At 42.2% G+C, this 15,100-nt stretch carries 15 protein-coding genes and 6 tRNA genes; 17 read left to right on the top strand and 4 right to left on the bottom strand.

Going from position 1 to position 15,100, the window contains the following annotated elements:
* Window positions 1–135: 135 nt before the first annotated feature.
* The 4 genes from ACAX20_RS10475 to ACAX20_RS10460 are packed head-to-tail and all read left to right on the top strand — an operon-like array spanning window position 136 to window position 2,112.
* Window positions 136–843, top strand: a complete 708-nt coding sequence (locus tag ACAX20_RS10475) for a DUF599 domain-containing protein (RefSeq protein WP_371186018.1) — start codon at window positions 136–138, stop codon at window positions 841–843.
* Window positions 840–1,223 carry a GFA family protein gene (locus ACAX20_RS10470; RefSeq protein ID WP_371186017.1) on the top strand — a complete coding sequence of 128 codons (384 nt, stop codon included), beginning with the start codon at window positions 840–842 and terminating at the stop codon, window positions 1,221–1,223. Before ACAX20_RS10475 ends, ACAX20_RS10470 begins: the two co-directional genes overlap by 4 nt.
* A gap of 15 nt (window positions 1,224–1,238) precedes the next feature.
* The gene (locus ACAX20_RS10465) at window positions 1,239–1,757 is read left to right on the top strand and encodes a DUF2919 family protein (protein ID WP_371186015.1); all 519 of its coding nucleotides are present in this window, start codon (window positions 1,239–1,241) and stop codon (window positions 1,755–1,757) included.
* A gap of 19 nt (window positions 1,758–1,776) precedes the next feature.
* Window positions 1,777–2,112, top strand: coding sequence for a hypothetical protein (locus ACAX20_RS10460; RefSeq protein ID WP_371186013.1), 336 nt, complete (start codon window positions 1,777–1,779; stop codon window positions 2,110–2,112).
* Window positions 2,113–2,232: 120 nt separating this feature from the next.
* On the opposite strand, the gene ACAX20_RS10455 is transcribed toward ACAX20_RS10460, so the two are convergent.
* On the bottom strand, window positions 2,233–2,505 hold the full coding sequence (locus ACAX20_RS10455) for a hypothetical protein (protein WP_371186011.1): 273 nt from the start codon (window positions 2,503–2,505) through the stop codon (window positions 2,233–2,235).
* Between the two features lie 404 nt (window positions 2,506–2,909).
* Here ACAX20_RS10455 and ACAX20_RS10450 point away from each other — a divergent pair, with 404 nt between their 5' ends.
* Genes ACAX20_RS10450 through ACAX20_RS10435 form a run of 4 tightly spaced genes read left to right on the top strand, consistent with a single transcriptional unit; the run spans window position 2,910 to window position 6,915 of the window.
* A complete protein-coding gene (locus ACAX20_RS10450) occupies window positions 2,910–4,025 on the top strand; it encodes a type 1 glutamine amidotransferase domain-containing protein (protein WP_371186009.1) in 1,116 nt (371 codons plus the stop codon).
* Between the two features lie 29 nt (window positions 4,026–4,054).
* Window positions 4,055–4,939 (top strand): alpha/beta fold hydrolase, encoded by an 885-nt coding sequence (locus ACAX20_RS10445; protein WP_371186007.1) that lies wholly within the window; start codon window positions 4,055–4,057, stop codon window positions 4,937–4,939.
* Window positions 4,936–5,637, top strand: coding sequence for a response regulator transcription factor (locus tag ACAX20_RS10440; protein ID WP_371186005.1), 702 nt, complete (start codon window positions 4,936–4,938; stop codon window positions 5,635–5,637). Before ACAX20_RS10445 ends, ACAX20_RS10440 begins: the two co-directional genes overlap by 4 nt.
* Window positions 5,638–5,655: 18 nt before the next feature.
* Entirely contained in the window at window positions 5,656–6,915 is a 1,260-nt protein-coding gene (locus ACAX20_RS10435; protein WP_371186003.1) for a sensor histidine kinase, read from the top strand.
* Window positions 6,916–7,172: 257 nt separating this feature from the next.
* On the opposite strand, the gene ACAX20_RS10430 is transcribed toward ACAX20_RS10435, so the two are convergent.
* Both ACAX20_RS10430 and rnhA read right to left on the bottom strand, forming a co-directional pair.
* Complete coding sequence (locus tag ACAX20_RS10430; RefSeq protein WP_371186001.1) at window positions 7,173–8,048, bottom strand: MBL fold metallo-hydrolase; 876 nt, start codon at window positions 8,046–8,048, stop codon at window positions 7,173–7,175.
* A 234-nt stretch (window positions 8,049–8,282) separates the two neighbouring features.
* Window positions 8,283–8,759, bottom strand: coding sequence for a ribonuclease HI (gene rnhA / locus ACAX20_RS10425; RefSeq protein WP_371185999.1), 477 nt, complete (start codon window positions 8,757–8,759; stop codon window positions 8,283–8,285).
* 120 nt (window positions 8,760–8,879) lie between these two features.
* On the opposite strand from rnhA, the gene dnaQ reads away from it, so the two are divergent.
* From dnaQ to ACAX20_RS10380, 9 genes are all read left to right on the top strand, one after another.
* Window positions 8,880–9,614, top strand: coding sequence for a DNA polymerase III subunit epsilon (dnaQ, locus tag ACAX20_RS10420; RefSeq protein WP_371185997.1), 735 nt, complete (start codon window positions 8,880–8,882; stop codon window positions 9,612–9,614).
* A 154-nt stretch (window positions 9,615–9,768) separates the two neighbouring features.
* A tRNA-Asp gene (locus ACAX20_RS10415) sits at window positions 9,769–9,845 on the top strand.
* 44 nt (window positions 9,846–9,889) lie between these two features.
* Window positions 9,890–9,966, top strand: a tRNA-Asp gene (locus ACAX20_RS10410).
* A gap of 25 nt (window positions 9,967–9,991) precedes the next feature.
* Window positions 9,992–10,068: transfer RNA gene (locus ACAX20_RS10405), tRNA-Asp, on the top strand.
* Between the two features lie 47 nt (window positions 10,069–10,115).
* Window positions 10,116–10,192, top strand: a tRNA-Asp gene (locus ACAX20_RS10400).
* A 45-nt stretch (window positions 10,193–10,237) separates the two neighbouring features.
* Window positions 10,238–10,314 (top strand) — tRNA-Asp (locus tag ACAX20_RS10395).
* Between the two features lie 42 nt (window positions 10,315–10,356).
* Window positions 10,357–10,433, top strand: a tRNA-Asp gene (locus tag ACAX20_RS10390).
* A gap of 645 nt (window positions 10,434–11,078) precedes the next feature.
* Window positions 11,079–11,519: an SRPBCC family protein gene (locus ACAX20_RS10385; protein WP_371185995.1), complete on the top strand. Its 441-nt coding sequence runs from the start codon at window positions 11,079–11,081 to the stop codon at window positions 11,517–11,519.
* 229 nt (window positions 11,520–11,748) lie between these two features.
* Window positions 11,749–12,381: a trans-aconitate 2-methyltransferase gene (locus ACAX20_RS10380; protein ID WP_371185993.1), complete on the top strand. Its 633-nt coding sequence runs from the start codon at window positions 11,749–11,751 to the stop codon at window positions 12,379–12,381.
* Window positions 12,382–12,568: 187 nt separating this feature from the next.
* On the opposite strand, the gene fadE is transcribed toward ACAX20_RS10380, so the two are convergent.
* Window positions 12,569–15,037 (bottom strand): acyl-CoA dehydrogenase FadE, encoded by a 2,469-nt coding sequence (fadE, locus tag ACAX20_RS10375; protein WP_371185991.1) that lies wholly within the window; start codon window positions 15,035–15,037, stop codon window positions 12,569–12,571.
* Between the last annotated feature and the right edge of the window lie 63 nt (window positions 15,038–15,100).

Raw genomic sequence — 15,100 nt, 5'->3', positions numbered from 1 at the left:
TCACTATCAAGAGAACACGGTTGGTTTTTATAACGCAGTGTGCTCAAAACTTCAATGTAAATTGTTGTTTAGTAATTGGTTATTACGGTATAAAATATCGGTATACGCGGACGAGACAGTCAGCTGGAGAAAAGGGTGGTTTTAAGTTTTATAGATATCGTTGCGGTGGTGGTGTTTTTTGTATGTTGGACAGGTTACACGCAATTTTCTCGGTATAAAGCAAAAAATACGGCATGTTTAGCACGAGTTTTGCAGCATACCCGTATTCATTGGATGCGAAATATTTTTGATAATGACGCTCGCGTTTCCCATGCGGCCCTATTAGCTAACCTAGAGCGGCATGTGGCCTTTTTCGCCTCCAGCACCTTGCTGGTTATTGCCGGTGTATTGACTTTATTTACCCAAGTCGAAAAAGTTATCACGGTATTAGAAACGGTACCATTAACACCGGTGCAATCATCGGTCACCATCCAAATTAAACTCAGTTTGTTGGTGATGATTTTCGTGTTGGCGTTTTTCCAGTTTACTTGGTCAATGCGCCAATATGGCTTTGTCAATATTATGATTGGTGCGGCGCCAGTCGACGCCAATACCACCAAGCCGCATTTGCTTGATTACGCCAAACAAATGGGCACGGTGCAAGATCAAGCTGGTCACTCATATAATTATGGCTTGCGCTCGTATTATTTTTCACTGGCGGCTTTGGGGTGGTTTTTTCATCCGATATTATTTATCGTTGCCAGTATTGCCGTCGTTTATACCTTGTACTATCGTGAATTTCGCTCAAAATCACTGCGGGCGATACAGCGTGGTATCATTGATTTGGATAAACACACAAGATGAAAACCTTAACTGGCGGTTGCCATTGCCAAGCCGTACGATTTGAAATTCAGGTTGAACAGGTTCCCTATTTAACGGATTGTAATTGCTCTATTTGTGCAAAAACGGGGTTTGTCCATCTTATTGTAAGTCGCGATAATTTCCGTTTGATCCAAGGTGAGCAAGCGCTGAGTCTTTATCAATTCAATAGCCAAGTAGCGAAGCATTATTTTTGCAAACACTGCGGCATAAAATCGTTTTACGTTCCTCGCTCTAACCCTAATGGCTACAGTGTTAACGCGCGTTGTCTCGATGATACCAATTGGCAAACATGGCCAGTCGATCATTTTGATGGACAGAATTGGTCGCAACACGCTGAAAAGTTAGCGCACCTTGATAAATAATTCCCTGATACTTTTATGCAACACCCATTAGCTCGCTATTCTGTAAAAGACTTTGATAACTTTGATTGCTTGAAGTTATCGTGGTTTTACTATGCTATCTTACTTTACCTTATCAAAGGCTATGCTGTGGCATTGCTCAGTTTCAGCAATATGCGCGATAAGTTGGCATTGATTAAGTATGTTTACCCCGATCCGCAGGCTCTCTATATGGCACTGGTAACGGGTATTCCCGGACTCATATTGTTTATTTTATTAATGGCCCGTCGACCGAGTGCCGGCGAATGGCTTAAAAAGCTTTGGCCGCGCTATTATGGGGTGCTCGTGGTGGCGGTATGTGGAGACTTTTTTGTCCAAGCGGCATTGTGTTTTTGGTGGCAAATGATCACTTTAAATGTATTAGTAGCTCAGTTCATTGTTGCATCTATATTGTTGGTAGCGTGCCGTTTTGATCACCGTGCACGCTATAACCTAACTGAGTTTCCCGTTGCTATCGACACTGAAAAGTCGTCGGTAAAACGAGCCAAAGCCGAATAGTCAGGGGTAGCGAACAACTATGAGCATGAGCAGAGCTGAAGCTCTAAAACAAATTGTCACCGTTGGTGATAATAAAGAGCAAGCCTATAGAGACTTACTAACATATCCTCACCATAGCGACACGGTTTACTTGGAGGTTACGGTAACGGTATTAGTGGATGTGCTAACGATGTATCTTGATGACAAATTCAGCGCAGATGAACTGGAAATGTGGGCTGAGTTTATTGAGAGTCGTGATGACATTGATGGCAGTGACGTTGAAGATTACCTTTATGCTCTGGCTAACCCATTACTGTTAGCAGAGATTAATAAACCGTACATCCAAAAAATGCTCGCATTACTTTCAGCACAATAATCGCCATAAAACAATCGGCACTTCTAAGTCACCGACATTTTCGCCTACTGAACAAATAGCGTCAGTTACTGATGAATAAATGTCGTGAGAGTGACGGTTGGTGATTGAAGATCAGTGATGTTATTTGCTATTGACCTGCGATTTAGACATGATGTCGTTGTACATATGTAATACACCTTTGGCTAATTTACCGTATTCTGGATGGCGCTTAACCACATCCATCACTTGATGCGCATCGTCAAAAACTTGCTGCAAAAAGGCGATATCGTATTCATCTAACACGCCACCAGCATCGACTTTCGCTTGCAGCTTTTTCACTTTTGGTAAGCGCTCTGTTTCAAAGCGCTTTAATATCACGGCAATAACGCCTTTATCTTTTTGTTGAAGATCCACTGTACACCTGACCGTTGTCGATAACCAATACTAAGTGAATTAAATATTAGACCACTTCAGTGTTACTTTGCAGTTAAAACGTAACCACGGTTTGGATTCACATCCGAGCCACAGTAACGGAATAGATTGTTAACGCGTAATCGTTTGATGAATAAGCCTAACGCGGCTTAGCTTGGGCTTCAAAATGCACATATATGAGTAATTACTACAAGGCTGTTCATGGCACGGGCACGGGCACGTTTGCGTCGGTCGGCGATATAGCGTACGTTGCAAGCTCGACTCTGCGGTTAGGTATCAACCGCATTCTTTAATTTTTCTCGGTAAGCATTTTTATATTTTTCTTCACATTTTATTCACGATGGCTTTGCTAATTTAGCGAACAGTCAATTTGTTGGAGAGAAATAATGAAAAAATTACTACCTGTATGTTTTAGTGTTTTAACTACCTTTGCTAGCTTAGCCGCTATTGCTGATGATAAAAACGTATTGATGGTGCTAAGTAGCTATGGCGAGAAAGACGAACAAGGTGAATTGATCAAACCGGGCTACGAGTTTGATGAAATGAGTAAATCTTACCTTGTGTTTAAAGCGGCTGGTATCAATGTCACCTTTACTTCCCCTAATGGCGGCGCGTTAATTACCGACAACTTTGATAAAGAAAAGCCTTACAACAAAACCTTTTTAGAAGATAAAGCTGCGGTTAAAAAACTCGACAATTCCATTGAGCTTAGCAAAATTAAGCCTGCTAACTATGATGCTGTTTACGTTGTTGGGGGTAAAGGCCCTATGTATGATTTAGCGGTTAACCAAGAGGTTAAAAGTATCATCAAGGAAATATATCAGCAACAAGGTGTGGTCGCCGCTGTTTGTCATGGCCCTGCGGCGTTACTTGACATCAAATTAAACGATGGCAGTTATTTAGTGGCGGATAAACGAATTTCTGCCTTTACCAATTTAGAAGAAGGGGCGTTTACTAAGAAATGGCAATTACCTTTTTCGTTAGAAGATGATCTTATCGCTCAAGGCGCAAAGGTGATTAAAGATGGTTTAATGCTTAATCAAGTGAGTGTTGATGGTCGCTTGATCACTGGCCAAAATCCATTTTCAACAGCAGATAGTGCTATCGCCGTCGTTGAAAAACTCGGCTTACCAACGCAAGGTTTGCCAACGTTTAAAGATGACAACACCATTAAACTGGTTGAACGGTTTTATTTAGATAGAGTGGGAGCTAAACAGGAGTTTATCACCAACAAACAAAACTATAACCCGATGTTACTTGCCATGTTTGGTTTTTATCAAAGTCAATATGCCAGTACAGAAATGCAGCGCAATGTTGCTTTGATGCTAATGGAATTAACTCAGCCTGAGATTAATCATCCGATGTTAGCCCTTGCAATTGCGCAAACCTACCTTGATAAAAGTGATTTATCCACCGCAACGCAATTATTAAAGCAAGCACGCAAAAACTTTCCTGATAACGAACAAGTTTCAGAGCTGCTTAATAAGGTTATTAACTCATGAATGGGTTCAAAAATAATTGGAAGAAAATTATGACAACATTAGCAGGCATATTTATTGTATTAGGTGGAATTTGGTATGGCATTTGGGGGCTAAAAGATTATCAAGTAACACCTGAAATGATTGAAAAAAGATATAGCTATCAACACAGGTCGATTGATATGGATATGGTCAAAATTGATGATGATCAGTTTGAGTTTACCTACACCAGTTTTGATGGCGCTAAAGTTAATGGTCGAATTGCTTATCCAAAAGACTTAAGCGCCAAAAAAATACCTGTTTTGTTGGGCGTACATGCGATGGGGCGAAGTGAGAATCGCTGGTGGATGGATAGCTTCAAAGAGCGTCCGACATTAGAGCAAACGCATAAAATTACCGAGCAGGCACTAGCTAATGGCTTTGCTGTGATTGCTATTGATAGTCGCAACCATGGTAAACGTAAAGAGTTAGACAACAGCGTTATCGATATTATAGATAATATGCATATTTGGGGAGAGCGAGAGCCTTATGAGCAAATGATCATTGATACCGTTAAAGATCATCGCGTGTTATTAGATTGGCTAGATCAGCAACCTCAATTCGATCAAAGACAAACTCGTGTTGCCGGTTACAGCATGGGAGGTCATGTTGCGCTACTTCTTGCCGGCATTGATGAGCGAATCGAACACGTTTTATCGATTGTGCCACCATACCTTGATGATAAAGTTGCGATTGTCGCGCCAAAAAATATCGCAAATGGTTTAGATATTGATAAAGTATGGTTAGTGACAGCCAATGATGATGAATATGCATCGAGTGAACAAAATAGCGATTTATTCTCTGTATTTTTAACGGAAGATAAAAAGCACATTACCTTTGATGGTGGTCATCTTTTACCAAAAGGCTATTATCAACAACTTTCAGGGTGGTATCAGTGAAGCCGACAGAATTAAAAGTTCTGGTGGTCGAAGATAATGTTGCAATTAGTCAAAACATTGCAACGTTCTTCGAAGCTAAACATATTTTATTAGACTTTGCCTATGACGGTGAACAAGCTTGTCAATTGGCATTAAGTCAATATTATCATGTCGTCGTTTTAGATATTGCAATGCCGAAAATGGATGGTTTAACGGTCTGTAAAATTTTACGTGAAAAGTCAGATCGTCATATCCCTATCATCATGTTAACGGCTAGAGATACTTTAGATGATAAGCTAACGGGTTTTGCTCAAGGTGCGGATGATTACTTAACCAAACCTTTTGCACTTGAAGAGCTTTATGTTCGATGTCTTGCGCTTGCTCAACGTCATACATTAAATCAGCCGAAAGTGATAACCCTAGGTCAAGGAGAGCAGCTTTTATCCCTCGATATATCGAGAAAAACGGTGACAAGAAATCATCAACATGTGCATTTGCAGCCTATTCCTTTGATGATTTTACAAATCTTGATGGAGGCCTATCCAAGAGCGATCACCCGTAGCGAGCTGTGTGAACGAATTTGGGGAGATGAACAAACGTCATCGGATGCTTTACGTTCGCATTTATATCAGCTCAGAAAAGCGCTTGATAAGCCTTATGCTCACGCGATTATTAAAACCATGCATGGCATAGGTTTTAGTTTATCTTTAGAGTCTTAATGTGACATGAAGGCTATTATGTTCTCTAACCAAATTCGTACTCGTATTCTGGTCTATTTTATTACCAGCGCGACCTTTATTAGTTTACTTTTCTCCGGTTTATCATTGCTTTTTAGCTACCATGTTGAAGATTCGTTGTTTTACAAATTATTAAATAATGAAATGAGCCATGTGCAACAGCAGTTGAATAAAGGCTTGTCACCAAGCCCTAGCTTATCTTTTGTAAAATATTATCAATCGATTGAACAGTTACCTATCTCTGTTCAAACATTACTGAATGAAGAGCCGGAACGAATTGAGTTTCCTGGACAAAACCAGAAACACTATCATTTGAAGAAATTACCAGACGGATTTTTACTCGCAGAAGTCAGTGACTATTTAGTTGTGCGCAGCATCAAAGGAAGTATGGTGAAAACCCAACTGGTGCTGCTATTAATCATTGGTGTTGTTGTCGGGTTAATGTCATGGTCGTTAGCTAAGCGAATTGTTAGACCTATGGGCAAATTGGTTAGCATCTTATCGAAAATTCAAGAGCAAGAGTTACCAAAAGGGTTTTCTAAAGATTTTGCCAATGATGAAATAGGTTTGTTTGCTAAAGAATTAGATCAAGCCATGGTGAGAATTAGTCAGTTTATTGAGAGAGAGCAGCATTTTACTCGTGACGTCTCTCACGAGTTACGCACCCCTATTGCGATAAACCAAGGTGCGTTAACGTTATTACAGGCAACTGAGTTAACGAAAGAGCAACGCATATTAGCTAAGCGATTAACAGATGCCCAAATACAAATGCAGCAATGTATTGAAGGCCTATTAGCGCTAGCTAGAGAAGAGAGTTTTCAATATGACGATGTTGCGATTTTACCGATCATCGAACAATCTATATTAGAGCATCATAAGGCAATAGAAGATAAAGATATTGAGCTAGACCTTGATGTCGAGCCTAATGAGAACGTTTTCGGCAGCAAATTAGCGATGCAAATTGTTATTGGAAATTTAATTTCTAATGCCTTTCAACATACCGAGCAAGGGATTATTCGCATTCAATATCAATCAGGTAAACTCACGATTAAAGATTCCGGTGAAGGGATTGCCCCAGAGTTATTATCGAATGTCTATCAATCAGGCAGTAAAGGGGAAAGCAGCACAGGTTTTGGTATTGGCTTGTCATTGGTAAAACGACTGTGTGAAAAAACCAATATGAAGATTGATATTTCATCTGATCAACAAGGCACGGAAATATCTTTACTTTGGTTAAAAACGCCTGCAATTGTGGTTTAATTACCACTGCTCTGGTAACGTATTCCTGTTCCAAAGCGAATTAGTTAAACGTCTGTTATTGTGGGTCTATTCGTTGTGTGAATATGTCGCTGAATGACTCAAAATGGCACAACTTGGCAGTTCAGAGCCTCTTTTTAACGTTACGAGATAGCATCCAACAACATGAAGGGGGCGAGCATTCCTTTTATGACGTTGTGAAAGACCATGAAGTATTGATTGCCTGATCTTTCCCGTTTAGGAATGCTCTCTTAACAGCGTTACGGAGCCAGTTTCTCAACACCTTGAATAGGGGTTTTAAAGTAACGTTGATTATCTTCTTCAGGAGCTGGTAGATTACCCGCTTGAATATTACATTGCAGAGATGGGTATATTAGCTTGGGATTTGCCAATGTGGCATCGCGGGCTTCGCGTACTTGGACATATTGCGCTTCACTCACACCATCATTGATTTGAATATTATCGGCTTTTTGCTCGGCAACCGTTGTAACAAAACGCAATTCGCGCCCACCAGGCTGGTAATCATGGCACATATATAACTTAGTCTCATCGCCCAACGCATAGATTTTATGAATTGACTGATAAAGTAAACGGGCATCACCCCCTGGGAAGTCGCAACGTGCAGAACCAGAATCAGGCATAAACAATGTATCACCCACAAAGGCGTTATCATTTATCACATACGTTAGACTGTCTGGTGTGTGACCTGGGGTTTCTAATACCTTGACTGTGTGCTGACCAAGCGGCAAACAATCGCCTTCGTCTAACAGTAAATCAAACTGAACACCATCGGTATTGAAGTCTTTGATTAAGTTGAATACTGTTTTAAAGGTCTTTTGAATATCGGTAATGTGACGACCAATCGCTATTTTACCGCCAAGATGCTGTTTTATATAAAATGCACTCGAAATGTGATCGGCATGGGCGTGAGTTTCTAAGATGTATCGTAACGTTAATTGTCTACTTTCGATAAAGTGAATGAGCGTTTGACTAAAACTAACATCGACGGCACTCGCGACAGGGTCGAAGTCGAGAGCAGGATCGATAATCGCAGCGTCGCCGCTTACATCATCAAAAACGATGTAACTTAAGGTGAAAGTAGGCTGATGAAAAAAGTGTTGTATTTGAATGGCCATAACGATGCTCTTATTTTGTGCGTTACTTTTTGTTATTACGTAATGGAATAATATATACCAAAGATTTTGTCTGATTGTGCCGGTAAGAGCAAGAGCGAATGGCACGGTAAAACAAAAGGCATGCTGGTAAGCATGCCTTTTAGTAAAATTAAGTTGACGTCAGTAAGATTTTATTAACTCTCTTAATTAACCCACTTAGCTGTTTGTGTGTGGTCAAAGTAATATGGCAGTACGTTATTCTTTGTAACCTACATCAACCTGTAAGTCATTGCCTTCGGCAGCCGTTCGTGCCAATTCATCACAACGTTCATTTTCTGGGTGACCACTGTGACCTTTAACCCAATGCCAGTCGACTTTATGTTTTTGTGTTTGCGCGTGCAATGCTTGCCAAAGGTCGACATTTTTAACGGGCTGTTTGCTTGCTGTCCGCCAGTTATTTTTTACCCAGTTGTGGATCCAGCTCGTGATGCCTTGGCGCACGTATTGACTATCGGTGGTCAAAGCAATGTGGCAAGGTTCAGTTAATGCCGATAGGGCTTTGACGCAAGCTAACATCTCCATCCGATTATTGGTGGTTCTTTGGTAACCTTGGCTGATTTCTTTTCGATGCACCTTGTCACTACCTTTATAGATCAGTATGGCACCGTATCCGCCAGGTCCAGGGTTCCCCAAACAAGAACCATCGGTATAAATTTCTACGTGTTTGCTCATATCATTACACTGCCGTTGTTTTTAATCGGCAGTTTATCAGTTAACATAGGCACAAGGTAGCGTTAGTTTTTAAAGACCAGAGTAAACGTTGTTTGCAATGGCACAGCAGGATTTATTGTTATGCATACTGAATCAGAGCGCTTAGTCGTGCTCGATACCGAAACCACGGGTATCGACCCTAAGCAGGGGCACCGAATTGTTGAAATCGGTTGTGTTGAGCTGGTTAATCGAAAGTTCACCGGTCGTACTTTTCATGCGTACGTTAATCCACAGATGCACATGGAGCAAGAGGTTATCAACGTCCATGGCTTAACCAATGAGTTTTTAGCGGATAAACCGTTATTCAATCAGGTAGCAGATGAGTTTATTGATTTCATCAAAGGTTCAGAGTTAGTTATTCACAATGCCCGATTCGATGTCGGCTTTATGGATCACGAATTTGCCATGACCCGTCGCGGTTTACCAAGGACCCATGATATCTGCGGTGTTACCGATACCTTGAAAACCTCGCGAGATGAATTTGGTTCACCTAAAACCCTTGATTTCTTGGCTCGCCATTATGGTGTAGAGAAACTGGTTGACCGTACCTACCATGGCGCATTAATTGATGCTCAGTTGTTAGCGTATGTCTACATTGAAATGACGCGTTACCAAAACACGTTATCATTAAACCAAGACGAACATGGCGATAGTGATGCATCAGGTATCCGTCGATTAGATCCGAATCGTCCGCCATTGACGATAATTCGCGCAACCCAAGCCGAACTCGATGCTCATGATACGCGTTTGGCAATTATAGAAGAGAAGTCAGGGCAAAGTGTTTGGCGCTCAGAGAGCGTAAAGCAAGCGGATTAAACGGGTAAAATGCCGACAGATTGTCGATAAATTTAGCGCTTTGTATGACATTTGTTCACTTGAATATTTTTATTAAAAAAATTGTTGACTCATTACTGGCATACCCGTATTATTCGCTCCGCATTCAACGACACGTTGTTGAAGAAAGTGCTGCGGAGTGGTAGTTCAGTTGGTTAGAATACCGGCCTGTCACGCCGGGGGTCGCGGGTTCGAGTCCCGTCCACTCCGCCAATTACTTTTCTTCATGTTTGTGTTGCTTGCATTTATATCGATGCGGAGTGGTAGTTCAGTTGGTTAGAATACCGGCCTGTCACGCCGGGGGTCGCGGGTTCGAGTCCCGTCCACTCCGCCAACGATATAAACATCAAATCCTATGCGGAGTGGTAGTTCAGTTGGTTAGAATACCGGCCTGTCACGCCGGGGGTCGCGGGTTCGAGTCCCGTCCACTCCGCCAACGATTTGAGGCAAAATACAAACACATATCAAAATGCAGATTGCTGCGGAGTGGTAGTTCAGTTGGTTAGAATACCGGCCTGTCACGCCGGGGGTCGCGGGTTCGAGTCCCGTCCACTCCGCCAATATTTTGATAAGCAATAAATTGATTGTTATGTAGATTCCAGTGTGGAGTGGTAGTTCAGTTGGTTAGAATACCGGCCTGTCACGCCGGGGGTCGCGGGTTCGAGTCCCGTCCACTCCGCCAATACATCTATGTGATAACAACGTAAAATGCAGATTCCTGTGCGGAGTGGTAGTTCAGTTGGTTAGAATACCGGCCTGTCACGCCGGGGGTCGCGGGTTCGAGTCCCGTCCACTCCGCCAACATTCTCTTGCGATATCAAGCAAGCTAGCATCAACAGCCTCAAGGCTGTTTTTTTGTTTTTGGCGTTTGCCGTAGCAGAAACCTTTGCTCTTACTAAAGTTAAAGTCCTTTGCCGTTCAATCGCGGCTGCATCACGATTCAACTATTTACCCCTAATCATTTGGTTATATTTGAAATAATTACGCCAGTGTGGTGGTGTTAACGATCAATTTTAGCGATTGTCGATTCTGATTTTGTTGGTGCGTTATGACGTGATTAGCAGGGATTAACGATTACTCAATCGCAATTTGCTTGCTGTATTCAGTGAGATAATTGGCTAAAGGCAAAACTAGCGATTATAGTCTAGGGCGTGTTGACCTTTGTTTCATTATTTTATTGAGAGCTTAAATCGAGTGAATTAAGGCGAAAATTATGGTGTTTAGGCATGTAAACTAGTCTGCTAACGTCATCAATTTGAACGCAGAGTAAGGCGATTTCAGCGAGCCCTAGGGAAATCGCTATTTTTCGCGCTATCAGCATAAGAATTCTCTCATTTGGAATAATCAAACTTCGCTCATTCTACTTTGCGATCACAAAAAATGGCTGATTGTAAAAAAACAAACAAAGCTTAACGCGTCCTAGCTAACTCTTTATTAGGCTCATAAATGAATTACAGCGTAGAAATCGACATCAATCGTCCTATCAACGAGGTCATCACGTTGTTTATTGACAGCGATAATTTGTTGTCATGGCAACATAACTTGCTTGGTGTTGAGGTGATCAATGGTGAACCGGGCAAGGTTGGTACCGAATCACGCTTGCTCTATAACATGGGAAATAAAGAGGTAGTGATGACCGAAGTGATAACGGTTAATCAATTGCCAGATAAATATTGTGCGGTATATGAAACAGACAATGTGTGGAACTTGATGGAAAATCAATTTATTGATTTGGGAGACGATAAAACCCGTTGGATTTGTAAAAACGAATTTAAATGCAGTGGCTTTGTTCGTCTGATGGCGATGTTAATGCCATCGATATTTAAAAAGCAATCTGAGCGCAATCAGCAACAATTTAAAGCGTTTGTTGAGTCGCAATCAAAATAAGCTGAGCTGCATTAGTTGAACTAAGCGCAGCGAAGAGTCACTAATTTCAGGTTCGCTACAATATGCGGTTGGCTCACTTCGGCTAGGTCAGCTTTTCTTCACTATCTTAACCAGTCATTTTCTTTAGTGCTGATATGCACCCCCAAATTATATTTACCTCCGCTAAATAACCATGCGAGTATATCAGCAAGATTGAATACGCACGCTATCGTTATGGAAGCAATAATAAATGGACAGTTACCAAATCACCGCAAGTACCTTTAATAAGTTAGCTAATAGATATCAGGCTAAGTATATGGATTTTGATTTCTACTTAGATACTTATGATGCCTTTTGTGATTTAGTTGACACACCACATGCGAAGATATTTGAACTAGGCTGTGGTCCAGGCAATATATCGCGTTACATGCTGAACAAACGTGCCGATTATCAATGGTTTGGTATTGATATTGCACCGAATATGGTCGACTTAGCAAAAGCGAATAACCCAACGGCGACCTTTGCTGTTATGGACTGCAGAGAGGTAGGGCAAGTTAATCGTAAATATGATGCCATCCTTTGTGGTTTTTGCGCACCTTACTTATCGAAACGGGATGTGGAAATATTGATTAGCAATGCCCGAAAACTGCTGCATGCCGGTGGTATTTTTCACCTTAGCGCGATGGAAGACGCAGATACTCGTTCAGGGTTAGAAACATCGAGTGCTGGCGACCAAGTCTATATTTACTACCATCAATTTGAGCATATTAAAAAGCATTTGGAGTTAAACGGTTTTGAAATACTACGCGTTTTACGAAAGGCATTTCCATGCACATCAGCAAAACCAACCACAGATATGTTTATCTACGCGAGAGCCATATAGCTATCTTATAGGGCACGATTAACCCGGTTAACAAGAGATCGTTGAGTAACGGCATTGATATTGCACACTTGCTTCTCAAATTTGCTAATTAAGACCGCAAACCATCAATAAACAGATCATCACACGCATAAAAAAGCCGAGTCATGTGACTCGGCTTTGTCTTATCAGAGTTCGCTATAAGGCTTGCTTAAGCAGCCTGTTCATCGCTATTGGCTTTTAGATTGGCCAAATGCTTTTCTTTATTAGCGATTAACTCGTATGGATCGAAATCATCAACATTGATGACAGCTTTACGTTGCGTTTCTGTGGTCGTCATGATTTCTGCTTCAGCATCGGTGATGATGGCTTGCTCAAGCGCTGATGCTGCTAGCTCATCAAGTTTAACCATAGGGTTGCGCTTACCGGTTGCTGCATTGATCTTATCGACAATGGCTTCACAGGCAATCATGTTCTCAAGAGCTATTTCAAGCTGACCAAATACGTTGCCATCGGCCTTGTTCAAGTACTGGCCTTGACCTATACGATCACGCGCGGCACTTGGCGTTTGCATAATGCGGGCGATTTTGTGATCAAGTTTATCTGATGGCTTGCGCAGTGACGGGCCAAATGGCATCACCATCAGCTTGAACATTTTACCAACAGCCTTGTTCGGGAAGTTCTCGCAAATCTCTTTAAGTGCTTGCTCACATTTGTATAGACAGTCTTCAACCGCCCACATCATTAACGCTTTATCTTCTTGTTGACGACCTTCGTCATCAAAACGTTTTAAGGTTGCCGATGCAAGGTATAGGTAACTCAATACATCACCAAGGCGAGCCGACATACGTTCACGACGTTTTAAGTCGCCCCCTAATACCGCCATCGACAAGTCTGATAGCAAGGCTAAATTGGCACTGAATTTGGTCATTTGACGGTAATAGCGCTTGGTTTCGTCTTTAAATGGCGAAGAAACAAAACGAGTACCGAACCAGGCAAACAGTTTTGAGCGGACTAAGTTGGAAATGGTGAAGCCCATGTGGCCGAACAATGCCTGATCAAAGTCTACTTGACCTTGGATAACATCCGTATTGGCCGCCGCTTCCATTTCAGCTAACACGTATGGATGACAACGAATCGCACCTTGACCGTAAATGATCATATTGCGGGTAAGGATGTTTGCCCCTTCGACGGTAATGGCGATAGGCGCACCTTGGTAACCACGTGCTAGGTAGTTACCTGGCCCCATACAGATGCCTTTACCACCGTGGATATCCATGGCATCAATAACACAATCACGCATTTTTTCAGTAAGGTGGTACTTACAAATAGCGGAAATAACCGATGGCTTTTCACCTAAATCAACAGCACCGGTCGACATCGTTGTGACGGCGTCCATTAAATAAGCGTTACCACCGATGCGTGCAAGTGCTTCTTCAATACCTTCCATTTTACCAATCGGTAATTTGAATTGGCGACGAATACGGCTATACGCACCCGATGCCATGGCAGCTTGTTTTACCCCACCTGCAGAGTTTGATGGCAAGGTGATAGCACGGCCAACCGATAGGCATTCAACCAACATACGCCAACCTTGGCCAGCCATGGTTGCACCACCAATGATAAAGTCTAGCGGTACAAATACATCGGTACCTTGCGTTGGGCCATTTTGGAATGGCACGTTTAATGGAAAATGGCGACGACCGGTAATAACGCCTTCAATATCGGTTGGGATCAACGCACAAGTGATACCGAGATCGGTTTGTTCACCTAGTAACTTGTCTGGATCGTAAAGTTTGAATGCTAAGCCTAAGATGGTGGATACAGGCGCAAGTGTAATGTAACGCTTGTTCCAGGTTAGGCGCATACCAAGTACGTCTTTGCCCTCAAAGGTACCCTTACATACGATACCAAAATCAGGAATTGCACCGGCATCAGAACCCGCTTCAGGACTTGTTAAGGCGAAACATGGAATTTCTTCACCCGTTGCCAGTCGAGGTAAGTAGTGATCTTGTTGCTCTTTGGTACCATAGTGCTGCAACAGTTCGCCAGGGCCAAGGGAGTTTGGCACACCAACCGTTGATGCCAAAACAATAGACGCACCGCTGAGCTTTTGTAATACGCGAGATTGAGCGTAGGCGCTAAATTCTAGACCGCCGTATTGCTTTTTGATGATCATCGCAAAGAATTTGTGGTCTTTAAGGTATTGCCAAATCTCCGGTGGTAAATCGGCTAGCTCATGAGTGACTTCCCAATCATCAACCATACGACACACTTCTTCTACCGGGCCGTCAAGGAACGCTTGCTCTTCTTGAGTCAGTCGAGGTTGTGGAAAACTGTGTAATTTATCCCAGCTAGGATCACCTTTAAATAATTCGGCTTCGAACCATGTGGTACCCGCATTTAATGCTTCTCGCTCTGTAGAAGACATTTCCGGCATAACCTTTTTAAAGGCACCCAGTAAGGTGTTGCTAATAACGGCTCGACGTAAGCTGGTGATATTAAAGATGGCGGCAACGGCAATAAAGACTAGCCAGCCGATGACACCAACGAGTGAAAACGCACTCGCGATAACCATGAGTACCGCATACGAAGCGGTAAATAACGTCAACGACGCACGTGCGTAAGCCAAGTACGAAGTCACGGCTATAAACACGATTAATCCAAATAAAAATTCCACGTTAACTCCTGTTGATTTTTAATCTGATCCAATATGGCTTGGACCATTTACCTTGTTTTTAAA

The organism is Thalassotalea sp. Sam97, assembly GCF_041379765.1.
In the GTDB taxonomy this organism is placed as follows: domain Bacteria; phylum Pseudomonadota; class Gammaproteobacteria; order Enterobacterales; family Alteromonadaceae; genus Thalassotalea_A; species Thalassotalea_A maritima.
Note: the sequence above shows the minus strand (reverse complement) of the source record. Positions and strands in the feature narration are given on the sequence as shown.